The sequence below is a fragment of the Streptomyces sp. NPDC090022 genome, assembly GCF_044748145.1.
GTDB lineage: Bacteria > Actinomycetota > Actinomycetes > Streptomycetales > Streptomycetaceae > Streptomyces.
The window spans coordinates 267,274-290,172 of record NZ_JBIVFN010000003.1; the positions used below are offsets into that span (position 1 = coordinate 267,274).

Annotated in this window: 20 protein-coding genes; 12 read left to right on the plus strand and 8 right to left on the minus strand. The window is 74.0% G+C overall.

The annotated features are described in order from the left end of the window. Positions 1–53: 53 nt before the first annotated feature. Complete coding sequence (locus ACIPXB_RS09075) at positions 54–1,040, minus strand: class I SAM-dependent methyltransferase (protein WP_401446532.1); 987 nt, start codon at positions 1,038–1,040, stop codon at positions 54–56. A 77-nt stretch (positions 1,041–1,117) separates the two neighbouring features. Here ACIPXB_RS09075 and ACIPXB_RS09080 point away from each other — a divergent pair, with 77 nt between their 5' ends. Further along, complete coding sequence (locus tag ACIPXB_RS09080) at positions 1,118–1,705, plus strand: helix-turn-helix domain-containing protein (RefSeq protein ID WP_401446535.1); 588 nt, start codon at positions 1,118–1,120, stop codon at positions 1,703–1,705. Positions 1,706–1,707: 2 nt separating this feature from the next. On the opposite strand, the gene ACIPXB_RS09085 is transcribed toward ACIPXB_RS09080, so the two are convergent. Together ACIPXB_RS09085 and ACIPXB_RS09090 are read right to left on the minus strand one after the other, a co-directional pair. Beyond that, positions 1,708–2,268, minus strand: a complete 561-nt coding sequence (locus ACIPXB_RS09085; RefSeq protein ID WP_401446538.1) for a GNAT family N-acetyltransferase — start codon at positions 2,266–2,268, stop codon at positions 1,708–1,710. A 40-nt stretch (positions 2,269–2,308) separates the two neighbouring features. Further along, positions 2,309–4,030 carry an acyl-CoA synthetase gene (locus tag ACIPXB_RS09090; protein WP_401446541.1) on the minus strand — a complete coding sequence of 574 codons (1,722 nt, stop codon included), beginning with the start codon at positions 4,028–4,030 and terminating at the stop codon, positions 2,309–2,311. Between the two features lie 166 nt (positions 4,031–4,196). On the opposite strand from ACIPXB_RS09090, the gene ACIPXB_RS09095 reads away from it, so the two are divergent. The 7 genes from ACIPXB_RS09095 (at position 4,197) to ACIPXB_RS09125 (ending at position 9,905) form a co-directional block, all read left to right on the plus strand. After that, on the plus strand, positions 4,197–4,997 hold the full coding sequence (locus ACIPXB_RS09095; RefSeq protein ID WP_401446544.1) for a crotonase/enoyl-CoA hydratase family protein: 801 nt from the start codon (positions 4,197–4,199) through the stop codon (positions 4,995–4,997). 112 nt (positions 4,998–5,109) lie between these two features. Further along, positions 5,110–6,078, plus strand: coding sequence for a Zn-ribbon domain-containing OB-fold protein (locus ACIPXB_RS09100; protein ID WP_401446547.1), 969 nt, complete (start codon positions 5,110–5,112; stop codon positions 6,076–6,078). Continuing rightward, positions 6,078–7,139, plus strand: a complete 1,062-nt coding sequence (locus ACIPXB_RS09105) for a thiolase domain-containing protein (protein WP_401446549.1) — start codon at positions 6,078–6,080, stop codon at positions 7,137–7,139. The genes ACIPXB_RS09100 and ACIPXB_RS09105 overlap by 1 nt, the downstream gene beginning before the upstream one ends. A 35-nt stretch (positions 7,140–7,174) precedes the next feature. Next, complete coding sequence (locus ACIPXB_RS09110) at positions 7,175–8,341, plus strand: thiolase domain-containing protein (RefSeq protein WP_401446552.1); 1,167 nt, start codon at positions 7,175–7,177, stop codon at positions 8,339–8,341. 105 nt (positions 8,342–8,446) lie between these two features. Further along, a complete protein-coding gene (locus ACIPXB_RS09115) occupies positions 8,447–8,674 on the plus strand; it encodes a DUF397 domain-containing protein (protein WP_401446554.1) in 228 nt (75 codons plus the stop codon). Between the two features lie 143 nt (positions 8,675–8,817). Beyond that, positions 8,818–9,222: an ACT domain-containing protein gene (locus tag ACIPXB_RS09120; protein WP_401446557.1), complete on the plus strand. Its 405-nt coding sequence runs from the start codon at positions 8,818–8,820 to the stop codon at positions 9,220–9,222. Positions 9,223–9,404: 182 nt separating this feature from the next. Next, complete coding sequence (locus ACIPXB_RS09125) at positions 9,405–9,905, plus strand: hypothetical protein (RefSeq protein WP_401446560.1); 501 nt, start codon at positions 9,405–9,407, stop codon at positions 9,903–9,905. 14 nt (positions 9,906–9,919) lie between these two features. On the opposite strand, the gene kstD is transcribed toward ACIPXB_RS09125, so the two are convergent. Next, the gene (kstD, locus tag ACIPXB_RS09130) at positions 9,920–11,731 is read right to left on the minus strand and encodes a 3-oxosteroid 1-dehydrogenase (protein ID WP_401446563.1); all 1,812 of its coding nucleotides are present in this window, start codon (positions 11,729–11,731) and stop codon (positions 9,920–9,922) included. Between the two features lie 174 nt (positions 11,732–11,905). Beyond that, on the minus strand, positions 11,906–13,030 hold the full coding sequence (locus ACIPXB_RS09135; RefSeq protein ID WP_401446566.1) for an aminoglycoside phosphotransferase family protein: 1,125 nt from the start codon (positions 13,028–13,030) through the stop codon (positions 11,906–11,908). 244 nt (positions 13,031–13,274) lie between these two features. Between ACIPXB_RS09135 and ACIPXB_RS09140 the strand changes: the two genes are divergently transcribed. Continuing rightward, positions 13,275–14,768 (plus strand): hypothetical protein, encoded by a 1,494-nt coding sequence (locus ACIPXB_RS09140; RefSeq protein ID WP_401446568.1) that lies wholly within the window; start codon positions 13,275–13,277, stop codon positions 14,766–14,768. Between the two features lie 210 nt (positions 14,769–14,978). Here ACIPXB_RS09140 and ACIPXB_RS09145 read toward each other — a convergent pair whose 3' ends face one another. Together ACIPXB_RS09145 and ACIPXB_RS09150 are read right to left on the minus strand one after the other, a co-directional pair. Then, a complete protein-coding gene (locus ACIPXB_RS09145; protein WP_401446571.1) occupies positions 14,979–16,403 on the minus strand; it encodes a PP2C family protein-serine/threonine phosphatase in 1,425 nt (474 codons plus the stop codon). A 184-nt stretch (positions 16,404–16,587) separates the two neighbouring features. Then, positions 16,588–16,836 carry an SCO4226 family nickel-binding protein gene (locus tag ACIPXB_RS09150; protein ID WP_401446574.1) on the minus strand — a complete coding sequence of 83 codons (249 nt, stop codon included), beginning with the start codon at positions 16,834–16,836 and terminating at the stop codon, positions 16,588–16,590. 330 nt (positions 16,837–17,166) lie between these two features. On the opposite strand from ACIPXB_RS09150, the gene ACIPXB_RS09155 reads away from it, so the two are divergent. Further along, on the plus strand, positions 17,167–19,389 hold the full coding sequence (locus ACIPXB_RS09155; RefSeq protein WP_401446577.1) for a molybdopterin cofactor-binding domain-containing protein: 2,223 nt from the start codon (positions 17,167–17,169) through the stop codon (positions 19,387–19,389). Positions 19,390–19,413: 24 nt separating this feature from the next. Continuing rightward, a complete protein-coding gene (locus tag ACIPXB_RS09160) occupies positions 19,414–19,869 on the plus strand; it encodes a (2Fe-2S)-binding protein (RefSeq protein WP_401446580.1) in 456 nt (151 codons plus the stop codon). Between the two features lie 42 nt (positions 19,870–19,911). Here ACIPXB_RS09160 and ACIPXB_RS09165 read toward each other — a convergent pair whose 3' ends face one another. Next, entirely contained in the window at positions 19,912–20,895 is a 984-nt protein-coding gene (locus ACIPXB_RS09165) for a hypothetical protein (protein WP_401446583.1), read from the minus strand. Between the two features lie 248 nt (positions 20,896–21,143). Here ACIPXB_RS09165 and ACIPXB_RS09170 point away from each other — a divergent pair, with 248 nt between their 5' ends. Then, positions 21,144–22,862: a helix-turn-helix domain-containing protein gene (locus ACIPXB_RS09170; protein ID WP_401446586.1), complete on the plus strand. Its 1,719-nt coding sequence runs from the start codon at positions 21,144–21,146 to the stop codon at positions 22,860–22,862. The last annotated feature ends 37 nt before the right edge of the window (positions 22,863–22,899 follow it).

Genomic DNA, 22,899 nt, shown 5'->3' on the forward strand with positions numbered 1-22,899 from the left:
TGCAGGTACCGGGACCGCGGGGGCGGACCGCTGCGCCCGGACCGGCCGCGGTGTCACCGCGCGTCCCGTACGCCCGTGAACACGGTGCCGGCGGACAGGAGGAAGACGTCGGGGCGGCGCAGCAGACCGTCCGGCGCGGCCGGATCGAGCAGGACGTCGAGCGTGGCCCGGTCCTCCGCGTCCAGCAGGTCGGCCGCCACCTCCCGCAGCCGGGTCAGCTGGGCGTGCACGAACGCGCGGCCCTCCTCGCCCAGGGGCGCCGGCAGGTCGAGGAGCGAGGTGGCGGCGCCGACCCCGGTGAGCCCGGCGCGGCGGAGCATCGCGGGCCAGTCCTCGACCACGGCGGTGCTGCCCGGCAGCTCCGTCCGCATGACCTCGAACCAGTGCTCCAGTACGGCGTCGAGCCGGGCCTGGAGGCCCGGCCGGCCGATGCCGATGTCGCGCGGCAGGAACCGCATCGGCAGCCCGGCCTCCGCCACGGCGAGCAGCCCGCCGGGCCGCAGGGCGGCGGCCAGCGCGGTCAGGGCGGCCTGCTGATCGCCGAGGTGGTGCACGGTCCGGCTGCTCCAGATGAGGTCGGCCGCCTCCAGAGCGCCCAGCCCCTCGGGCAGATCCGCGTGCCGGACGCTCACCCGGCCGCCGAGGCCCAGCCGCTCGGCGCGGGCCAGGGTGCGCTCCAGCAGGGCGGGCGTGCCGTCCACGGCCACCACCTCGGCGTCGGGGAAGGCCTCGGCGAGGACGCAGGTCATCACGCCCGGTCCGCTGCCGACGTCGAGGATCCGCCGGACGTCCGTACCGGAGGCGGTCAGTCGCTCCCGCAGCCGGGCGGCCGTCCGGTGCAGCTCCGGCAGCTGGAGCTCGGCACCGGTCTCCAGCTGGGTGCCCATGACCTCCCAGTCGAGGTCGGTGGCGTGGTCGTGCCCGTGCCCGTGGCCGTGGCCGTGGCCGTGTCCGTGGCCGGTGCCGTGCTGCCCCTGCCCGGTGCCGTGCCGGCCGTGGCCGGGTGCCTGTGCGTGTCCGTGTGCGCTGTGTGCGTTCATGCCGGTGAGCGTGCACCGGGCGAGCGCGGGCGACAACTCTTGTTGCTGTTTCCGGGACGGCGCGGTGGAATGCCCCCGTGGACGACACCCCTCTGCCCCACCAGGCGGTCCTCGACGACGTCGGCCCCCGGCTGCGCCGGCTGCGCGACCGGCGCGGCCTCACACTGGCCGCGCTCTCGGAGACGACCGGGATCTCCAAGAGCACGCTCTCCCGCCTGGAGTCCGGCCGGCGCCGCCCCAGCCTGGAGCTGCTGCTCCCGCTCGCGGCCGCGTACCGTGTCCCCCTGGACGACCTGGTCGGCGCGCCCGAAGTGGGCGACCCGCGGGTCCGGCTGACGCCCCGTACCCTGCCGGACGGCGGCACCGTCGTACCGTTGTCCCGGAGCCCGGGCCCCCTCCAGGCGTACAAGATGATCATCGCCGACCGGGGTGCCGAACCGGACCTGCGCACGCACGAGGGCTACGAGTGGCTGTACGTCCTGGACGGCCGGCTGCGCCTGGTGCTGGCCGAGCACGACCTGGTCCTCGGCCCCGGCGAGGCCGCCGAGTTCGACACCCGGCTGCCCCACTGGTTCAGCAGTGCGGACGGCCGCCCGGTCGAGGTCCTCAGTCTCTTCGGCCGCCAGGGCGAACGCATGCACGTCCGCGCCAGGCCGCGCGCGTAGGGTCAGTCCCGTGCCTGCTGAGCCCGCCACTCGGGGGCCAGCATCGACATCAAGGTGGCGTCCACCCGTTCGCCCTCCCACAGCAGCGCGTCGCGCATCACGCCCTCCGCCCGGAAGCCCACCTTCTCGTAGACGCGCCGGGCGCGCGGGTTGAAGGCGTACACCTCCAGCGAGATGCGGTGCAGGCCCAGCGTCTCGAAGCCGTGGCCGACGATCAGGCGGGTGGCCTCCGTGCCCAGGCCGCGGCCGCGGCCGTCCGGGACCAGGAGGATGCGGAAGCTGCAGCTCTCGTTGTCGGGGTCCCACTCGTTGAGGACCACCTCGCCCGCGACCCGGCCGGTGGCGCGGTCGACGACGGCGAGGTCGAGGCGGTCGTCCTGGTCCTGGCGGCTGCCGTACCAGGCGTGCAGCCGTGCGGTGTCGAAGGCGGTGTGGCCGCCCGTCAGCCGGGCGGCCTCCGGGTCCGAGAACACCGGCAGCAGCGCGGGCACGTCGTCCACCGTGAGGGGACGCAGGACGACGCGCTCGCCGCGCAGGGTGGGTTTGGTGAGGAAGTCCGGCATGGGCCGCATTCTGTACGGTCGGCCGGACCCTGTCGCCCGATTATCGGGTGCCGGCGTCCGTTCCCGTGCCCACGTCCGTTCCCGTGCCGGCGTCCGTTCCCGTGCCGGCGTCCGTTCCCGTGCCGGCGTCCGTCCCGGTCCCGTCCGCCGCCGTCGCGACCGACTTCGCCCAGCGGTAGTCCGCCTTGCCGCTCGGCGAGCGCTGGATCGCCGGGGCGATCACCAGCTGGCGGGGGATCTTGTAGCCCGCGAGCCGGGTGCGGCAGTGGGACTGGATCTCGTCCAGGGTGGGCGTCGCGGCGCCCGCCCGCACCTCCACCACCGCCGCCACGTGGCTGCCCCACTGCGGGTCCGGGACCCCGGCCACCAGCGCGTCGTACACGTCCGGATGCGACTTCAGCGCCTGCTCGACCTCCTCCGGGTAGACCTTCTCGCCGCCGGTGTTGATGCACTGCGACCCGCGCCCCAGCACCGTGACGATGCCCTCCTGGTCCACCGTGGCCATGTCGCCCAGCAGGACCCACCGTTCCTCGCCGCGCCGGAAGAAGGTCTCCGCCGTCTTCGCCGCGTCGTTGTAGTAGCCGAGCGGCACGTGGCCGCGCTGGGCGAGGCGGCCCACCTCACCGACCGCCACCGGCTCGTGGGTGACGGGATCCACCACCTGGGTACGGTCGTTGACCAGCAGCCGGAAGCCCTTCTCCGGGCCCGAGTCGTCGGTGGCCCGGCCGTTGGACCCGGACTCGGAGGAGCCGAAGTTGTTGAGCAGCAGCGCGTTCGGCACCAGACGCTGGAACTCGGCCCGCACCGTGTCCGACATGATGGCGCCGGAGGAGGACACGCTGAACAGCGACGACAGGTCGGTGCCCCGCAGCGGGCCGTTCAGCGCGTCGATCAGCGGCCGCAGCATCGCGTCGCCCACCAGCGACACGCTGGACACCTTCTCCTTGGCGATCGTGCGGAGCAGCTCCTCGGGCGCGTACTTGCGGTGGATCACCACCCGTTGCCCGTAGTGGAAGGCGATGAACGCGGTCAGGGTGGACGTGCCGTGCATGAGCGGGGGAGCGGGGAAGAAGGTCAGGCCCGAGCCGCCCGCCGCGACCCGCTCGGCCAGTTCCTCCGGCCGCTTCACCGGCTCGCCCGAGGGGTCGCCGCCGAACAGGCCCGCGAAGAACAGGTCCTCCTGGCGCCACATCACGCCCTTGGGCATGCCCGTCGTACCGCCGGTGTAGATGATGAACAGGTCGTCCGCGGAGCGCGCGGCGAACCCCCGCTCCGGGGAGCCGGCGGCCTCCGCCTCCGCGTACGCCACCGGGGCGATCGCCGGCTCCGGGGCACCGGACGGGGCCGCGCCCACCCGGACCAGGTGCCGCAGCCTCGGCGTCCGCGGCAGCGCCGCCGCGACCCGCTCGGTGAACTCCCCGTCGAAGACGAGGGCCGCGAGGTCGGCGTCGTCGTAGAGGTAGACCAGTTCCTCCTCCACGTACCGGTAGTTGACGTTCACCGGGACCAGGCGGGCCTTCAGGCAGGCCAGGACGGTCTGGAGGTACTCGATGCCGTTGTAGAGGTGCAGCCCCAGGTGCTCGCCGGCCTTCAGACCGCTGTCGAGCAGGTGGTGCGCGATCCGGTTCGCCGCCTCGTCCAGCTGCCCGTACGTCAGCCGGCGCTCGGCGCCGCTCCCGGGGTGGTCCACGTACACGAGCGCCTCGCGGTCCGCGACCACGTCGACGACCGACTCGAAAAGGTCGGCAAGGTTGTACTCCACCGTTCCTCCTGACCTGAGCCCCGGCAACCAATGGCGGTCATTAGAGCGCCGCCCGGCACAACAGGGAAGGCAGCCGGCCAAGAAATCTGACTGACTGTCAGAAAACTATTGAACTGCACCGGCCCCTCCTGCAACCTGTTCTAGGTCTTGAGACGGGAGGACGGCAATGGGTGGGACGGAACACCTGACCGTGGAACGCCACGGCGCGACGCTGGTGCTCACCATGAACAGGCCCGAGGCGAAGAACGCGCTCTCACTGCCCCTGCTGGTCGGGCTCCACGACGGCTGGCTGGAGGCGGACGCGGACGACGCGATCCGCTCGGTGGTGCTGACCGGTGCGGGCGGCGACTTCTGCGCCGGCATGGACCTCAAGGCCCTCGCGGGCCAGGGGATGGACGGCGACCACTACCGCGACCGCCTGCGGGCCGACCCCGACCTGCACTGGAAGGCGATGCTGCGGCACCACCGCCCCCGCAAGCCCGTGATAGCCGCCGTCGAGGGCTACTGCGTGGCCGGCGGTACCGAGATCCTCCAGGGCACCGATATCCGGGTCGCCGCCGAGAGCGCCACCTTCGGGCTCTTCGAGGTCCGGCGCGGTCTGTTCCCCATCGGTGGCTCCACCGTCCGGCTGCCCCGCCAGATCCCGCGCACCCACGCCCTCGAGATGCTGCTCACCGGCCGCCCCTACACCGCCGCCGAGGCGGCCGGGATCGGGCTGGTCGGCCAGGTCGTCCCCGACGGCACCGCCCTGGCGAAGGCCCTGGAGATCGCCGAGCAGATCAACGCCTGCGGGCCGCTCGCGGTCGAGGCCGTCAAGGCGTCGGTCTACGAGACCGCCGAGCTGACCGAGACCGAGGGGCTGGCCGCCGAACTCGCCCGGGGCTGGCCGGTCTTCGACACCGCCGACGCCAAGGAGGGCGCCCGCGCCTTCGCGGAGAAGCGCCCGCCGGTCTACCGCCGGGCCTGACCGGAACATCAGCGTCCGATCCTGCCTGCCTCGCCACGTCCGCGCCTGCCTCGCCACGTCCGCGCCCGCCCCGCAGCGTCCGCGCCCGACCCGGAGAACCGGAGAGCCGCCCATGACAGCCGCGCCCACCCCCGACGTGCTGCGCGCACCCCTCGTCGTCGAATTCCCCTTCACCCGCTCCCTCGGGCCCGTGCAGAGCGCCTTCCTCACCGGCCTGCGCGAACGCGTCGTCCTCGGCGTCACCTGCTCCGACGGCACCGTGATGGTCCCGCCCGCCGAGTACGACCCGGTCACCGCCGAGGAGATCCGCGACCTGGTCGAGGTCGCCGCCACGGGCACGGTCACCACCTGGGCGTGGAACGACCACCCCCGCCCGAACCAGCCGCTGTCCACCCCCTTCGCCTGGGTGCTCGTACGGCTCGACGGCGCCGACACGGCCCTGCTGCACGCCCTCGACGCCGCCGGCCCCGACGCCGTACGCACCGGTATGCGGGTGCGCGTGCGCTGGGCCGCCGAGCGCACCGGCGCGATCACCGACATCGCCTGCTTCGAGCCCTGCGCGGACGACGACAGCACCCGCCCGCCCGCCGCCACCCCCCACGACGGCGTCTTCGCCGACCCCGTCACCGGCATCGTCGCCGAGGCCCGGCTCGACTACACGTACAGCCCCGGGCGGGCCCAGACGGCGTACATCAACGCCCTCGCCGACCGCCGCACCGTCGGGGAACGCTGCCCCGCCTGCCACAAGGTCTACGTCCCGCCCCGCGGCGCCTGCCCCACGTGCGGCGTCGCCACCACCGACCAGGTCGAGGTCGGCCCGGCCGGCACGGTCACCACGTTCTGCATCGTCAACATCAAGGCGAAGAATCTCGACATCGAGGTGCCCTACGTCTACGCGCACATCGCCCTCGACGGCGCCGGCCTCGCCCTGCACGGCCGGATCGGCGGCATCCCCTACGACCAGGTCCGCATGGGCCTGCGCGTCGAACCGGTGTGGACCGAGGGCGGCCGCCACCCCGACCACTACCGGCCCACCGGCGAACCGGACGCCGCGTACGACACGTACAAGGAGCTGCTGTGATGGCACCCGGCAAGGGAACGCGTGACGTCGCGGTCGTCGCCTTCGCGCAGAGCGACCACCTGCGCCGCACCGACGAACTCAGCGAAGTCGAGATGGTCATGCCGGTCCTGCACCAGGTCCTGGCCGCCACCGGACTCAAGGCCGGCGAGATCGGCTTCACCTGCTCCGGCTCCTCCGACTACCTGGCCGGCCGCGCCTTCTCCTTCACCATGACCCTCGACGGGGTCGGTGCCTGGCCGCCGATCTCCGAGTCGCACGTCGAGATGGACGGCGCCTGGGCCCTGTACGAGGCCTGGGTCAAGATCCAGACCGGCGAGGCCGACACCGCGCTCGTCTACGCGTACGGAAAGTCCTCGCCGGGACCGGTGCGCGACGTCCTCACCCGCCAGCTCGACCCCTACTACCTCGCCCCCCTGTGGCCGGACTCGGTGGCCCTCGCCGCCCTCCAGGCCCGCGCGCTCATCGACACGGGCGCCACCGACGAGAGCGCCCTGGCCGCGATCGGCGCCCGCAGCCGGGCCGCCGCCACGGCCAACCCGCACGCCCAGCTGCGCGGCGCCGTCCCGCAGGGCGACTACCAGGTCCGGCCGCTGCGTACGGGCGACTGCCCGCCCATCGGCGACGGCGCGGCCGCCGTCGTGCTCGCGGCGGGCGACGAAGCCCGGCGGCTGTGCGCCCGCCCGGCCTGGATCACCGGCATCGACCACCGCATCGAGGCCCACGGCCTGGGCCTGCGCGACCTCACCGACTCCCCTTCCACCCGGCTCGCCGCCGAGCGCGCCGGCGCCTTCGACCGCCCCGTCGACACGGCCGAGCTGCACGCCCCGTTCTCCTCGCAGGAGGTCGTGCTGCGCAGGGCCCTCGGCCTGGACGCCGCGGTCGTGGTGAACCCCTCGGGCGGCGCGCTGGCCGCCAACCCCGTCATGGCGGCCGGCCTGATCCGCATCGGCGAGGCCGCCGCCCGGATCCACCGCGGCGAGTCCGACCGGGCCCTCGCCCACGCCACGTCCGGCCCCTGTCTGCAGCAGAACCTGGTCGCCGTCCTGGAGGGGGACTCATGAGCACGGCCCTGACATCCACGACAGCCATGGCATCCATGACGTCCAAAGAGGCGGTGGCCGTCGTCGGTGTCGGCCAGACCAAGCACGTCGCCGCCCGCCACGACGTCTCGATCGCCGGACTCGTCCGGGAGGCCGCCGTACGCGCCCTCGCCGACGCCGAGCTCACCTGGGCGGACATCGACGCCGTCGTCATCGGCAAGGCCCCCGACTTCTTCGAGGGCGTCATGATGCCGGAGCTGTACCTGGCCGACGCCCTCGGCGCGGTCGGCAAACCGATGCTGCGCGTGCACACCGCCGGCAGCGTCGGCGGCTCCACCGCCCTGGTCGCCGCCAATCTGGTCGCTGCCCGCGTCCACGGCACCGTCCTGACCCTCGCCTTCGAGAAGCAGTCCGAGTCCAACGCCATGTGGGGCCTGTCCCTGCCGGTGCCGTTCCAGCAGCCGCTGCTCGCGGGCGCCGGCGGCTTCTTCGCCCCGCACGTGCGCGCCTACATGCGGCGCACCGGCGCGCCGGACACGGTGGGCTCGCTGGTGGCGTACAAGGACCGCCGCAACGCGCTGAAGAACCCGTACGCGCACCTGCACGAGCACGACATCACCCTGGAGAAGGTCCAGGCCTCGCCGATGCTGTGGGACCCGATCCGGTACTCCGAGACCTGCCCCTCCTCCGACGGCGCCTGCGCGATGATCCTCACCGACCGGGCGGGTGCGGCGCGTTCACCGCGGCCGCCGGCCTGGGTGCACGGCGGCGCGATGCGCAGCGAGCCGACCCTCTTCGCGGGCAAGGACTTCGTCTCCCCGCAGGCGGGCAAGGACTGCGCGGCCGACGTCTACCGGCAGGCCGGCATCACCGATCCGCGCCGCCAGATCGACGCGGTGGAGATGTACGTGCCGTTCTCCTGGTACGAGCCGATGTGGCTGGAGAACCTGGGGTTCGCCGAGGAGGGCGAAGGCTGGAAGCTCACCGAGTCGGGCGTCACCGAGCTCGACGGCGATCTTCCGGTCAACCCTTCGGGTGGTGTGCTCTCCACCAACCCCATCGGCGCCTCCGGCATGATCCGCTTCGCGGAAGCGGCCCTCCAGGTGCGCGGTCTGGCCGGCGAGCACCAGATCCCGGACGCGAGGCGGGCGTTGGGACACGCGTACGGCGGCGGGGCGCAGTTCTTCGCCATGTGGCTGGTGGGCGCCGAACCGCCCGCGTGAGGCGGGGCGCCCGGCCCGGAAGGGGCCCTGTCGGTCGTCCGGGGCGCATGGTTAACCTGGCCCCCGGACGACGGAACCGGGAGGAGCACGCACGTGGCCGAGAGCATGACTTCGCAGCCCCTCGCAGGCTGGAACAAGCCCGATCTCGATCTCAGCGGGGCGGACTGGCAGTCGAGCAGCCGGGGAGCGGGCGATGTCCAGATCGCCTTTGTCGAGGGGTTCATCGCGATGCGCAACAGCGAACGCCCCGAGAGCCCCTCGCTGATCTTCGCGCCGGACGAGTGGCGGGCGTTCGTCCTGAACGCCCGCGGCGGCGAGTTCGACCTGACGTAGGACGTCTTACGGCCCAGCCCTCGGGACGCGCTCCGACGCGCTCGTCGAGGTGGCGCACCACCGGGCGCGGAGCCGCCGCCCCGGTGGCACCGCCACCGCGGGGTGCGAACCGGTCATATCGTGATGGCGGGTAGGGTGCCGCCATGAGCGGCGAGAGCGACCTGGACACGCTCATCAGCGGTATGCGCCCCGAGTTGAACGAGGGCCGGTACGTCTTCTGCACCGTCCCCGGGGACGCGGTCCCCGCCGGGGTGCGCCCGGTCGTGACCGTCCAGGAGGCCGAGGGCCTCACCCTCGTCCTGCGTGAGGAGGAGGCGGACGCCGCCGCACTGGCGTACGACTATGTGGCGGGCTGGATCACGCTGCGCGTCCACTCCGCCCTCGACGCCGTCGGCCTGACCGGAGCCTTCGCCTCCGAGCTCGCCGCCCACGGACTGAGCTGCAACGTGATCGCCGGATACCACCACGACCACCTGTTCGTGCCCGTCGAACGCGCGGCCGAGGCCGTCGCCGTCCTGCGCGACCTGGCCGCCCGCCGGGCCGGCTGACCCCCGCCGCCCGGCCCCGCCCCGGCCGGCGCCCCGCGGCGGGCGCCCGGACGGCCGTACCGGAGCCGGCGCACCCGGCGCCGCCCCGGACGCCGCCCGCGGGGCGCGGCGGGCGGCGGACGGCGCCCGGGGGAGCGGGGCCCACCGGCGGGAAAGGGTGCCGGGGCACGTACCATGGCGACATGTCCTTCCTCCGCCGCCACCGCGCCGCCACACCCGCCGGCCCGGACTTCGATGTCCTGGCCATGGACCCGGGGGACTGGCCGGGCAATCTCGGGGCCGGGCTGCTGCCCGCCCCCGACGGCAGCTGCCAGGGTGTCTTCCTCCGCTACGACCTCTTCGGCGGACGCGGCCCCGCGATGATCATCGGCAATCTCCCCGAGGGCTCCCCGGCCCGGGAGCTCGCCGACAAGCAGATCCCCTTCGAGGTGGCCCAGCTCCTCGACGCCCTCGAGAACGACGAGGACGTCGAGGTCACCGGCACCGAGGACTGCCCGGTGATGCAGGGGGACAACCTCCTCATCGTCCGCAAGATCAAGCTCTCCGAGAGCCGGATCAGCTGCGTGCAGTTCGACCGCAGCGACAACGTGCTGGTCACCATCGCCAGCTGGGACCGGCCCATCACCGACGACCTCTACGCGCTGCTGAAGCCGCTCCCGGCCGAGCTCTTCCAGCAGGGCTGAACGGGCGCCGACGCCTACGGGGTGTCCGCGATGTCGTTCGCCGCCACATAGCCGAACGTCATCGCGGGCCCGATCGTCGACCCCGCCCCCGCGTAGCTGCGGCCCATCACGGCCGCGCTCGCGTTGCCCGCCGCGTACAGCCCGCGGATCACCGAGCCGTCCGGCCGCAGCGCCCGCGCCCGCGCGTCCGTCACGATGCCGCCCTTCGTGCCCAGGTCCCCGGGGACGATGCGGAAGGCGTAGAACGGCGGCGCCCACACCGGCGCCAGGCACGAGTTCGGGTGCACGTTCGGGTCCGTGTAGTAGTGGTCGTACGGCACGTCGCCGCGCCGGAAGTCCGCGTCCCTCCCGTCCCACGCCTGCGCGTTGAAACGGTTCAGCGTGGCCCGCAGCGCCCCCGCCGGCACCCCGATCTGCCCGGCCAGCGCGTCCCACGTCCACGCCTTCTTCACGGCCCCCGACGCGTACCACGCCTCGGGGAACACGAACGCCGGCAGCACATCCTTGAACAGGTACTTGCTGCGGTAGTTCTGATCGACGATCAGCCAGGCCGGGATGTGCGACCCCGGCGCGCCACGGTCCTTCTCGTACATCACGTGCACCACATCGCTGTAGGGCGCCGCCTCGTTGACGAACCGGGCCCCGGCGGCGTTCACGATCAGCCCGCCCGGCAGGGTCCGCTCGGCCAGGCAGAAGTACGGCTCCTCCGGCAGCGGGATCGCCGGCCCCCACCAGGCGTCGTCCATCAGCCCCAGCGCCGCCCCGGCCCGCTGACCGGCCCGGATGCCGTCACCGGTGTTCTCCTTGGCCCCCACCGTCCACTGCGTGCCGATCGGCTGCTGCTGGTACTGCGCCCGCATCGCCGCGTTGTGCTCGAAGCCGCCCGAGCCGACGACCACGCCCTTGCGGGCCCGTACGACGCCCCGCTCGCCGTCCTTCTCCACCACCACCCCGGTCACGGACCCGCCCTCCAGGGCCAGGTCCACCAGCGGACTGCGCAGCCACAGCGGCACCCCGGCCCGCTGCAGACCGGCCCGCAGGCCCGCTGCCAGCGCCTGCCCCATGGTCAGCGGCTTCTCGCCGCGCAGCGCCGCCGCCGCACCCCGCGCCAGGCACTCCGTCGACACGGCCAGGCCCTTCGCGTTCACCGCGGCCAGGGTCAGCCACTTGTAGTCGGCGGAGAACACCACCATCCCGGCCGGTACCGGCATGTAGGCCGGGTTCAGCCGGGCCAGCTCCGCGCCCAGGACGTTGCCGTCCAGCTGGTCCGGCTCGATGGAGCGCCCGTTCGGCAGCCCGCCCGGCAGGTCGTAGTAGTCGCTGTAGCCCTCCATGAAGCGGAATCGCAGCGGACTGTTCGCCATCACGAAGTCGAGCATGCGCGGTCCGTTCGCCAGGAACGCCCGCTGCCGGTCCGCCGGTATCCCGCTCCCGACCACCGCCGCCAGGTACGTGGCCGCCTTCTCCGGGGTGTCCGGCACCCCCGCCGCCCGCAGCACGCTGTTGTTCGGCAGCCAGATCCCGGCGCCCGACCGGGCGGCCGAACCGCCGAACGTCGGCGCCTTCTCGACCACCAGCACGCTCAGCCCCCGGTGGGCGGCCGTCAGTGCGGCGGTCATCCCGGCGGCCCCCGACCCGACCACGACCACGTCGTACTCGCCCAGCGAGGGGAGCCCGGCCGCGTGTGCCCGGGCCGCGAGGGCCGGCAGCCCGGCGGCGATCACCCCGGCGCCGGTCCCGGCGAGGACCGTACGGCGCGAGGGCGGGGAGGGGGAGGGGGAGGGGGCGAGGGAGAGGGGGGCGGAAGGGTCGGGGCTTGCGGACATGGGCGGGCTCCAACGGTCGTCTGATGCTGAGTCAGAAAAGGTGTCCGGGGGATCATGCGATGTCAAGGCGCGCGGTGCGCCGCACGTTCCGTCCCCGGACACCGCTGAACCCCGGGCGGTGGGATGCCCGGGGCTCAGCGACCATGGGGGGTGGGGATGATGTCCGGACCTCGGTCAGCGGGTACCGACCGCCGCCCGGACGGCTCTGCGGGCCATCCCGCAGTCGTCGTGCAGGCGGCGCAGCAGCAGGCGCTGCTCCTCGCCCGCCGACAGGGCACCGATCGGCAGCGGCTGCGCCGGGGCGGCGGCCAGCATGGAGCGCTGGACCGCCGTCTCGGACATCCGGATCTCCCGGGTCAGTACCAGCATCAGGTTGACCAGGAACGCGTCCCGGGCCGCGGGCCCCGCCGCCTGCGCCAGCCGGCTGATCTGGCTCCGCGCGGCCGGCGCGTCGCCCAGGACCGTCCACAGCGTGGCCAGGTCGTACCCGGGCAGGTACCAGCCCGTGTGCTCCCAGTCGAGCAGCACCGGTCCCGCCGGGGACAGCAGCAGGTTCGACAGCAGCGCGTCACCGTGGTTGAACTGCCACGGCACCCCGCCCGCCGCCAGCCCGTGCAGCAGCTTCTGCAGGTCGCCCAGGTCCCGGTCGGTCAGCAGCCCCAGCTCGTGGTACCGGGAGATCCGCGAGGCGTAGTCCAGCGGACGGCCGAACAGATCCGCCGGCGGCCGCCACTGGTTGACCCGGCACACCGCGCCCAGCGCCGCCCGGATGTCCGGCCGCGGCGGGGCCTCCACCGGATGCCGCTGCAGGGCCGCCACCCTGCCCGCCATCCGTTCCACCACCAGCGTGCAGTTCTCCGGATCCGCGGCGATCAGCCGCGGCACCCGGACCGGCGGACGGTGCCGGACGAACGCACGGTATGCAGCTATTTCGTGCCGGTACCGCTCACGCCATTCCGGCGAGTGGTCCAGTAAGACCTTCGCGACGGCGGTCGTCCGCCCGGTCGTCCCCACCAGCAGGACCGACCGGCCGCTGCGGCGCAGTACCTGGACGGGCGCGAACTCCGGGCAGATCCGCTGGACCGAGGCGAGCGCGGTGCGCAACTGCGCGCCCTGCGGCCCCGACAGGTCGATTCTTCCGCTCGGGGGAAGCGCCGTGGCTCCCGGCAGCCGTCGCGCCCGTACGGCGCCCTGCGCCGGTACGGGGACGCGGCCGGGGTCGAGGTAGGGGCCGCCGCCCGCCTGGAGCGTGCGGTGCGGCCGGACGGGGGCGGACACGGAGGACGATGCTGCGTACATGACGGTTGCGGTTCCCTTCGTGCGCCGACGAATTGCCCACACCTGCCCGCCCGGTACCGGTTCCGGCACCCTGGGGAGTGCCACCGGATGACCGGGGCGGGGAGGCGCATTCCTACCTGACACCCTGGCGTGGGTGGCAGAGAAGGGAGCGGGCTCTGGCGAACCCTGGCGGACCCTGGCGAATAGTCGCTCGGCATCTGACGGCGGGCTACTGTCAAGTCAGCCGAGAACCTGGGGGCTTGACGTGAGCAAAGGACCCAACACCCGTCTGAACGACCTGTTCGGCCTGGCGGGATGGTCGAAGGGCGAACTCGCGAGGATGGTCAACCGGCAGGCGGCGGCCATGGGCCACCACCAGCTGGCCACCGACACCTCGCGGGTGCGGCGCTGGATCGACATGGGGGAGACCCCGCGCGAACCCGTGCCCACCGTCCTCGCGGCCCTGTTCACCGAGCGGCTCGGTCGTGTCGTGACCATCGAGGACCTCGGGTTCGTACGGCAGCGGCGCACCTCCAAGCGGCAGGCGGACGGGGCGAAGGACAACCCCGACGGCCTGCCGTGGGCGCCCGAACGCACAGCCGCGGTCCTCACCGAATTCACGGGAATGGACCTCATGCTCAACCGTCGCGGTCTGATGGGCGCGGGCGCCGTGCTCACCGCCGGCTCCGCCCTCAGCAACGTCATGTACGAATGGCTCCACACCGAACCCGCCCGCGCCGCCGAGGCGCCCCGGTTCGCCGATCCCTTCCAGGCCGACCCCGCGGGCTACGACCGCTACGAGGCGGCCCCCATCGGCTCCCAGGAGATCGAGGCCCTGGAACGCTCCGTGGAGGTCTTCCGGGCCTGGGACGCGTCCCGCGGCGGCGGGCTCCAGCGCAAGGCCGTGGTGGGCCAGCTGAACGAGGTGGGCGGCATGCTCGCCTACCGCCACCCCGACCACCTCCAGCGCCGGCTGTGGGGTGTGGCCGCCAACCTGGCCGTCCTGGCGGGCTGGATGTCGCACGACGTGGGCCTGGAACCCACCGCCCAGAAGTACTTCCTGATCGCCGCGCACGCCGCGCGGGAGGGCGGCGACAGGCCGCGCGCCGGGGAGGCGCTCTCCCGGGCCGCCCGCCAGATGGTGCACCTGGGCAAGCCCGACGAGGCGCTGGACCTGATGAAGCTCGCGCAGTCCGGTTCCGGCGAGCAGACCCTGCCACGGACCCGCGCCATGCTGCACACCATCGAGGCGTGGGCACAGGCGGCGATGGGCAAGGGGCAGGCGATGCGCCGCACGCTCGGCGAGGCCGAGGAGCTGTTCGTCTCGGACAAGGGCGATGTCCCGCCGCCGTGCTGGATGCAGCACTTCGACGCCGCCGACCTGCACGGTATGCAGGCGCTGGCCTTCCGTACGCTCGCCGACCACGATCCCTCGGCGGCGCCGATCGCCGCGCGCCACGCCAAGGAGGCACTGCGGCTGCGGGCGGGCGGACACCAGCGCTCGCAGATCTTCGACTACATCTCGCTGGCGTCGGCGTGCTTCATCGCCGACGATCCCGAGCAGGCCGACCGCTACGCGCGCCTCGCGCTGGTCTCGATGAACGAGACGTCCTCGCACCGCACATGGGACCGGCTGCGGGAGATGTACCGGCTCACCGGCCAGTACGCGGGCTACGCGCGGATCGAGGACCTGCGTCAGGAGATCAAGCTGGCGCTGCCCATGAGCCCGGCGGGCCGGCTGCGGGGCGCGGAGATCTAGCGGCGGGGGCGGACGCTGCGTCCTCCGTCGGAAGAACCGGTCACGACGACGCGAAGGCCGCGCCCGTGGCGCGGCCCCCGAACCGTCGACATCCCGACCGTCGACATCCCGACCGTCGACGAGCCGTCGGCTCTCCCGACCGTCAGCGAACCGTCAGCTCTCCCGCGAGCAGCCACGGGTACGCCCCGGACGCGCCACGGCGCCCGGGGGTCAGCCTGTGATGCGGGCGACGAGCACGCAGGCGTCGTCCTCGCGCTCGGTCTCGCCGAACTCCTCGATGACCATCCGTACACCGTCCTGCGCCGACCGGATCGCGGAGAGCCGGGGTGCCAGCGCCAGCAGCCGCTCCGTCCCGTCGGCCCGGCTGAACTCGATGCTGCGCGGCGTCAGTCCGTCGGTGTGCAGCACGAGCACGTCGCCCGCCTCCAGCCACTCCTCGGCCTGACCGTACGACGCCCCGGAGGTCGCGCCCAGCAGTACGCCCTCCGGCGGCTGCAGGGAGCGGCCCTGGCCGTGGCGGAAGAGGAGCGGGGCGGGGTGGCCGGCCTGCGCCCACGCGAGCACACGCCGCACGGGGTCGTAGCGGCAGCACACGGCGGAGCCGAGGGCGGGCTGGATGGAGGTCTCCAGGAGCTGGTTGAGCCAGCCCATCAGCGGGCCCGGCGCGATGCCGGCCATCGCCATGCCGCGCAGGGCGCCCAGCATCATCGCCATCCCGGAGGTGGCGGTGACGCCGTGTCCCGTGAGGTCTCCGACCGTCAGCAGCGAGCTGCCGTCGGGCAGTTCGAGGGCGTCGTACCAGTCTCCGCCGATCAGCGCGCTCGACGCCGAGGGGAGGTAGTGGGCGGCGACGTCCAGCGTGCCGCTGCTGCCGCGGGGGAAGCGCAGGGAGCCGCGCCACGGGGGCAGGACGGCCTCCTGGAGCTCGACCGCGATGCGGTGCTCGGTGCGGGCGATCTGGCGCTGGCGCTGGAGTGAGTCCCCGCTCTCGCGCACCGCACGCTCACTGCGCCGGAGTTCGCTGACGTCGCGCAGCACGGCCCACATGGACTCCGTGCAGCCGTCGGCGTCGAGGACCGGCTCGCCCCGCATGTGCAGGGTGCGCACCCGTCCGTCGGCACGGACGATGCGGAACTCCCCGTCTATGGCCTTGCCGTCGACGAGGCACGCGGTCACCATCGCCGTCAGCAGCGGCTGGTCCTCGGAGAAGAGCGTGGAGCCCAGCTCGTCGAGCGAGAGCGGGCCGGTCTCGGGGGAGCGGCCGAAGATCTGGAAGAGCTCGTCGGACCAGCTGACCTCGTCCGTGAGCAGGTTCCACTCGGCGCTGCCGACCCTCGTCTGCGCGTGCTCGGCACCCGTCCCGGGCGCGGGCCGCGCGGGCTCCTCGAGCTCGGGGGCGGCCGGCAGGCCTTCCTTGAGCTGGCCGAGGTGCTGGCCGAGGTCGTCGAGATGGTGCACCGCGAGATCGCACAGCGCGCGCTGCCAGCGGCCCTGCGCGTCGTCGTCGTCCACGACGGTGTCGCGGCGCACCGCGTCCACATCACCGCGCAGCCTGCGGGTCTGCTTGATCAGCGCGTCCACCGACCCGGGCTCGGGCGGCTGCGCGGGACGGTCCGCGAACAGATGGGACGGCATGGGAACTCCGATACAGGCGCGGCACGGCCAAGTCTGAAGGAAGGACTTGGTTACGACTGTGGCACAGCCCGAGACGGCCTGTAAGGCGTTTGGCAACATCCGTTAAGGTCTTGCGCGCGGCATATGCCTACGGACTTCCATCCCCTCTGATCTGTGCGAATGATTCAGGTCACCGTCCGGATGGCTAGATCGTGAGCGGTACCGGGTGGATCTCGGCGGCCGGGTGCCCGCTGCGCTCGTGGATGCGCTGGACCGCGTCGGCCGAGGGCGCCTCGGAGAGGCAGTAGACGACGCCGGATTCGGGGTCGGCCCAGGCGTTCTTGAAGTGCACGCCCTCCTGGGCCTCGATCGCCAGGTCGGCGCGGTGGGCGGCCTCCAGCTGGTCGGCGGTGACCCCCTTCATGTCGGTGTGGACGTCCATGTACAGGGCCATGTCCGCACACATCCTTCCCTTGTCTCCCTCCATCGTCCGTCCGCCGGGGCGGGCGGTCCAGCCGGGTCGCGGGGCGGGCGCGCGGGGCGGCGGCGACCGGCAGGAGTGGCCGGATCCGGACCGTCGGGGAGGGCCGGTCGATCGTACGGGCGAGGTATACGAGCACCTCGTACGACTTTCCCCACCCGTGCCGTACGGCAACGCCGCTCACCGCGCGGTCCCCCGAACGGAGGACCGTGGGCCCCCGTGATGACGAGGCGACGCGAGGGTTCCGCGGACGCCCCGTGATCGCTACGCTACGTGCCGGTAACCGATCGGGCGGGGAGTGGTATGACAGGGCAGAGCCGGCGCACCTTCCTCACCTACCTGGTCGCCGCGCCCACGCTCGCGGTCGCCGCCCGCGCCGGTGCCGACGCCCTGGTGCCGCAGCCGGCCCGGGCGGCCGCCGCAGCCATCCCCTCCCTGCCCGCCCCCGCCGATCTGATCGACCTCGGCGACCTGTTCATCCTGGCCGGGGCGCCCACCGCGGGACTGCTCGTCCTCACCGTCGAGGCTGACGGGAACATCAGGTTCCGGCTGCCGCGCGAAGAGGTCGGCCAGGGCCTCACCACCGCCGTCGCCATGCTCGTCGCCGAGGAACTCGACACCGCGCTCGACCGCGTGCACGTGGAACTCGACGACGCCCGACCCGAGTTGCTCTTCAACCAGCTGACCGGAAGCTCGAACTCCATCCGCTCGCTGTACGGGCCGGTCCGGCAGACCGCCGCCACCGCCCGGGCCCGCCTGGTGGCGGCCGCCGCCGCCCGCTGGAAGGTGGCGCCCTCCTCGCTGTCCACGGCCGGCGGCGCCGTCCGCGCCCCCGACGGACGCACCGCCGACTACGGCGGCCTCGCCGCGGCCGCCGCCGACCCCGGCCTGCTCGTCACCCTCGGCGCCACCCCCAAGCCGGCCGCCCGGCACACCCTCGTGGGCACACCCGTGAACCGTGTGGACGCCCGCGCGATGGTCACCGGCGCCCTGGAGTACACCCTCGACCTCGACGTCCCCGGGGCCAAGCCGTGCGTCGTGCGCCGCCCGCCCACGCTCGGCGGCACCGTGCGGAGCGTGGTCAACGCCGACGCCGTACGGGCCATGCCCGGCGTCCTGCACGTGGTCACCGTCCCCACGGGGGTCGCCGTCGTCGCGGAGACCTTCGGCCAGGCCCTCGACGCCCGGGCGGCCCTCCAGGTGACCTGGGGCCCCGGCCCCGCCGACCACCTCTCCGACGCGCAGATCCGTACGAAGCTGCGTGCGGCCGTCCCGCCGCTGCTGGTCCCGCCGCTGCTCACCCCGTACGTGGACGCCGAGTTCGACTTCGCCTTCGTCAGCCACGCCCCGCTGGAGACCAACTCGGCCGTCGCCGACGTCCGCGACGACCGGGCCGAGATCTGGTCGGGCCTGAAGTCGCCCATCGTCGCCCGCCAGACCATCGCCGCCGAACTCGGGCTGCCGCTGAGCAAGGTGACCGTGCACGTCGTCCAGGCGGGCGGCTCCTTCGGCCGGCGGCTCTTCTTCGACGCCGCGCTGGAGGCCGCCCGGATCTCCAAGGCCTGCCGCCGCCCGGTCCGGCTGATGTGGACCCGCGTCGACGACACCCGGCACGGCCGGATGCGCCCCGCCACCCACCACCGGATCCGCGCCACCTACGCCCTCGGCGAGGTGCTCAGCTTCGAGCACCGGGTCGCGGCCGTCGAGACCGACTTCCGGCACGGCCTCGGCGAGATCATCACGGCCACCGCCGCCAGCCTTCCGCTGGGCATCGGCAACGCCACCCTCGCCCAGACCCTCTTCCTGACCACGGTGAAGTCCCCCTACCACTTCGGCCTGACCACCCAGGCGCTCACCGAGGTCCCCACCGGCATTCCCACCGGCTCCTGGCGCTCGGTGTACTCCGCCAACACCCGCGGCGCCGAGGAGATCGTCGTCGACGAGCTGGCCCAGCGGCTCGGCAAGGACCCGTACGCCTTCCGGCGCGCCTTCCTGAAGACCGCCGCCCAGCGCGCGGTCCTCGACAAGGCGGCCCAGGAGGGGGAGTGGGGGCGGCCCATGCCCGCAGGCTGCGCGCAGGGCATCGCCTTCCACGACGAGTACAAGTCCCGCACCGCCTGCCTGGTCGAGATCGACACCCGGGATCCGGAGCACGTCCGCGTCACCAAGGCCGTCATCGCCGTGGACGTGGGCCGGCCGGTCAACCCGCGCGGTCTGGAGGCCCAGATGATCGGCGGGCTCACCGACGCCATCTCCACCACCCTGCGCGCCGGGCTGCACCTGGACAAGGGGCTGCCGCTGGAGGGCAGTTACAGCCAGTTCCACTGGGCGCAGCAGCGCGACACCCCCCGCGACGTACGGGTCTTCGTGCTGCCCGCGACGGGCGAGGAACCGGGCGGCGCCGGCGAGCTGGGCGTCCCGGCGGCCGTCGGGGCCATCGCCAACGCCTACGCGCGCGCCACCGGAACCCGGCCGCGCAGCTTCCCCCTCGACTTCGACGTCGACTTCACCCCCTACCCCCGCTAGCGCCCGAGCCCAGGAGCCGTTCACGTGCCGTCGCACACCTTCACCGTCAACGGGCGCAGCGTCACCGTGGACGCCCCCGACGACCTGCCCCTGCTGTGGGTGCTGCGCGACCTGCTGGGCGTGCGCGGGCCCAAGTACGGCTGCGGGGTGGACGTCTGCAAGGCCTGCACCAGCCATCTCGACGGCGTGGACGTCCGCCCGTGCGTGGTGCCGGTCTCGGCGTGCGCGGGCCGGGAGGTGACCACCATCGAGGGCCTCGCGGACGGCGACCGGCTGCACCCGGTGCAGGAGGCCTGGCTCGAACAGGACGTCGCCCAGTGCGGGTTCTGCCAGCCCGGCCAGATCATGGCGGCCGTCGCGCTGCTGAAGCGGACGCCCGAGCCGACGGACGAGGACATCGACGCCATCGCCAACATCTGCCGGTGCGGCACGTACTTCCGTATCCGCGAGGCCATCAGGGCGGCGGCCGCCCGGATGTGACGGGTGCGGGGTCCGGGTGCGGGGCCGGGGCCCCGGTGCCGTTCAGAATCCGCCGCAGCCGTGGCCGCCGCCGCAGCTGTGCCCGCCGCCACCGTGTCCGCCCGCCCCGTAGCCGGTGGGGTACGAGCTGACGTGGACGACGCTCACGGGCGCGCCGGATGCCAGACGGGTCTCCCACCAGCCGCCGGTGACGGTCTGCCACCAGGAGACGAACGACAGCCGCTCCCCGCGGGCGGCCAGGTCCTCCTCGGTCCGCACGCAGGCCGCCCGGTCCCACCGGACCCGTCGGCCGGCCCGCTCGCCCACCAGTTCCCGCAGGCGCGCGTCCAGTTCGTACGCCGTCAGCGGGCTCTCCTCCGGACCGCCGGTGCCGGGGTCCACGTCGCAGCGGCGGACGTCCACGACCGGGCCTGCGCCGGCCGCGACGGTGTAGCACCACACGGGTTGGGCGCCGACCTCGCGGACCGCGGCGGCCAGCCGTTCGGCGGCCCGCCGCCGCTCCGCCTCCACGGCCCGCCGCGCGGCACGCTTGCGTTCCACCCGGCGCTCGATCTCCTCCGCGACCGGCCGGTAGGCCTCGGTCACCGCCGTCACCTCGGCCAGGTAGGCCCGTTGGGCCTTCTCCGACCGCACGGTGTTGCGGGCCGACCAGCCGGGCAGCCGCACCCGGGGCAGGCCCGGCTCCATGAACCTCCCGGTGTTCCAGTCCAGGGCGATCTCGGCCTCCCGGGTGCCGCCGTGCCGGCGGTGCAGGCGCAGCAGGGCCCGGATCAGGCCCGCCGTGCAGGTCTCGAGCGCCTCGGTCCACTGCCGCAGCTCGGCGGCCGAGCAGGCGATCTTCTCGCTCCACGATTGACGGGTGCGGTAGACCCGGTAGACGCACGTCCGCTCCGGCAGCGGCACGCCGACGCGCGCGAACCGGTCGCCGCACAGCCGCCTGACCTTCCATCCCAGGTTCACGGTGAGCGGATGCACCGCCACCATGATGTCCCGCCCGGTGTCCTGGTCCCCGTCCGTCCGCTCCACGGCCACCACCCCTCGGGGGTGGTACCCGCGGGTCCCCGGGTCCACTCCCGCCGCGACGGGCGGAGGAAGGGGCCCGGTGCTCCCCCGTGAGCACCGGGACCCGACCGCTCGTGGCTCAATCTAGGCGGGTGCCGGACCCGTCGCAGGATTCGTCCTGCCCAGTGGCGGCGGGAGACCGGTATCACAGCGCACAGTGTGCGGCGGGTGGTTGAATGCGGCGCGCGACGAACGGACCGGAGGGAACCACCGTGGAGCCGCACCCCAACCCGCGGCCCGTATGGGCGCGTTCGGACGACGTCCTCAAGCTGCACCGGCTCGCCCACACCGGCGGCTCCGACGCGGTCCTGCGCTGGCTCGCGGCCCGGCTCCAGGGCTGGGTGGGGATCATGGACGGCGTCGGGGGAGCGGAGAGCGGCTCGGGCGGCGGACCCCCGGACGCGCCGCGCGACGGGCATCCCGACGCGCACCGGGCCGGTTCCCCGGACGCCCACCGGGCCGGTTCCCCGGACGCCCACCGGGCCGGTTCCCCGGACGCCCACCGGGACTTCCTCACGGACGCGCCCCAGGCCGCCCGCCCCGACGGGCCGCAGGCCGCGCTCGCGGCCCGGGCGGCCGCCGAACTGGCCGCGCGCGGCGTCCGGTCGGCCGTCGTCGAGGGCGCCCGCGCCACCGCGCTGCTGTTCGCGCTCGACGAGGGGCGCGCGCTGGCCGCCGTACTGGAACGGCCGTACCACCCCGGCGCGCCCGCCCTGCTCGCCGACGCCGCCGTGCCGCTCGCGCTGGTGCTGCGCGCGGAGGAGGCCGGGCGGCGCACGGAGCGGGCGGCGACGGCCGAGTCCCGGGCCCGCGAGGCGGTGCTGCACCTGCTGATGAACGGCCGGCTCTCCACCGCCCACCAGATCGCCGAGGTGCTCACGCCCTCGCTGCCCGACCCGATGCGGATGTACGTCGTGGAGTGCCGCACCGGCGACCGGGAGGCGGTCACCCGGGCGTGCGCCGAGCTGACCGGCGGGCGCGCCTGGGTCGTGCGCTGCCCGGTGTACGTACGCCACCTCATCGTGTTCGTGCCCACCGGGCCGGCCGGCGCGGGCGCCGGTCACGACCCGCTCGCCCGGGCGCTGGTGGGTCTCGGGCGCGACTGCACGGTCGGGGCGAGCGAGCAGGCGCACCTGCGGGACGCGCCCGCCTCCTACACCCAGGCCTTCCACGCGCTGGCCGTGGCCCGTGGCCGCGACGAGCGGCACGCCCGGTTCGGCGCCGGGCCCGAGCTGGCGCTGGCCGCCCACGGCGCGGGCACGGGGTGGGCCGCGGCACTGCTCGCGCCGCTGCACGCGTACGAGCCGCGGCGGCCGCAGGACCCCGGCGCGCAGGAGCTGCGGGCCACCGCGCACGCCTGGCTCGACTTCACCTCCCACGCCACCCGGCTGCTCAAGATCCACCGCAACACCCTCGCCACCCGGCTGCGCCATATCGAGGGGGTCCTGGGCCTCGACCTGGCCCGCCTGGGCGACCAGGCCGCGCTCTCGCTCGCCCTGCGGCTCACCCCGGGCGGCGGGGCGAGCGCCGGGACGCGGGGCGGCCGCGCGGCGCAGGGGGTGGCGCCGGGCCTGGACGACGTCCTGCGCGCTCCCGCGCTCGCCGACTGGTCACGGCGCCAGCTGCGGCCGCTGACGGGGCCGGACGCGCCGCCGGGGGCGCGGGAGACGGTGCGGGCCTGGCTGCGGCACGACGCGCACCTGGTCCCGGCGGCGGCCGCCCTCGGCATCTCGGTGCCGGCCGCCCGTAAACGGCTGACCAGGATCGAGGGACTGCTGGAGCGCTCGCTGCTGCAGGCCCCGAGTGCCCGTCACGACCTGTGGCTGGCGCAGCGTGCGGAGGAACTGGCGGGCCCGGTGCAGGGTACGGCGCAAGGCCCGGCGCAGGACACGGCCCACAGCCCGGCCCAGGGCGCGCCGGCCGGCGGGTGAACCCGCGCGCCGGCCGGCACGGCGCACGGCACGGGGC

What these genes read in the sequence shown, in the direction of transcription:
- ACIPXB_RS09135 (WP_401446566.1), bottom strand. Translation starts at nt 13,030, where the DNA reads ATGTACGCAGCATCGTCCTCCGTGTCCGCCCCCGTCCGGCCGCACCGC.
- ACIPXB_RS09095 (WP_401446544.1), top strand. Translation starts at nt 4,197, where the DNA reads ATGGGTGGGACGGAACACCTGACCGTGGAACGCCACGGCGCGACGCTG.
- kstD (WP_401446563.1), bottom strand. Translation starts at nt 11,731, where the DNA reads ATGTCCGCAAGCCCCGACCCTTCCGCCCCCCTCTCCCTCGCCCCCTCC.
- ACIPXB_RS09100 (WP_401446547.1), top strand. Translation starts at nt 5,110, where the DNA reads ATGACAGCCGCGCCCACCCCCGACGTGCTGCGCGCACCCCTCGTCGTC.
- ACIPXB_RS09125 (WP_401446560.1), top strand. Translation starts at nt 9,405, where the DNA reads ATGTCCTTCCTCCGCCGCCACCGCGCCGCCACACCCGCCGGCCCGGAC.
- ACIPXB_RS09150 (WP_401446574.1), bottom strand. Translation starts at nt 16,836, where the DNA reads ATGGCCCTGTACATGGACGTCCACACCGACATGAAGGGGGTCACCGCC.
- ACIPXB_RS09120 (WP_401446557.1), top strand. Translation starts at nt 8,818, where the DNA reads ATGAGCGGCGAGAGCGACCTGGACACGCTCATCAGCGGTATGCGCCCC.
- ACIPXB_RS09085 (WP_401446538.1), bottom strand. Translation starts at nt 2,268, where the DNA reads ATGCCGGACTTCCTCACCAAACCCACCCTGCGCGGCGAGCGCGTCGTC.
- ACIPXB_RS09110 (WP_401446552.1), top strand. Translation starts at nt 7,175, where the DNA reads ATGACGTCCAAAGAGGCGGTGGCCGTCGTCGGTGTCGGCCAGACCAAG.
- ACIPXB_RS09105 (WP_401446549.1), top strand. Translation starts at nt 6,078, where the DNA reads ATGGCACCCGGCAAGGGAACGCGTGACGTCGCGGTCGTCGCCTTCGCG.
- ACIPXB_RS09075 (WP_401446532.1), bottom strand. Translation starts at nt 1,040, where the DNA reads ATGAACGCACACAGCGCACACGGACACGCACAGGCACCCGGCCACGGC.
- ACIPXB_RS09155 (WP_401446577.1), top strand. Translation starts at nt 17,167, where the DNA reads ATGACAGGGCAGAGCCGGCGCACCTTCCTCACCTACCTGGTCGCCGCG.
- ACIPXB_RS09115 (WP_401446554.1), top strand. Translation starts at nt 8,447, where the DNA reads ATGACTTCGCAGCCCCTCGCAGGCTGGAACAAGCCCGATCTCGATCTC.
- ACIPXB_RS09145 (WP_401446571.1), bottom strand. Translation starts at nt 16,403, where the DNA reads ATGCCGTCCCATCTGTTCGCGGACCGTCCCGCGCAGCCGCCCGAGCCC.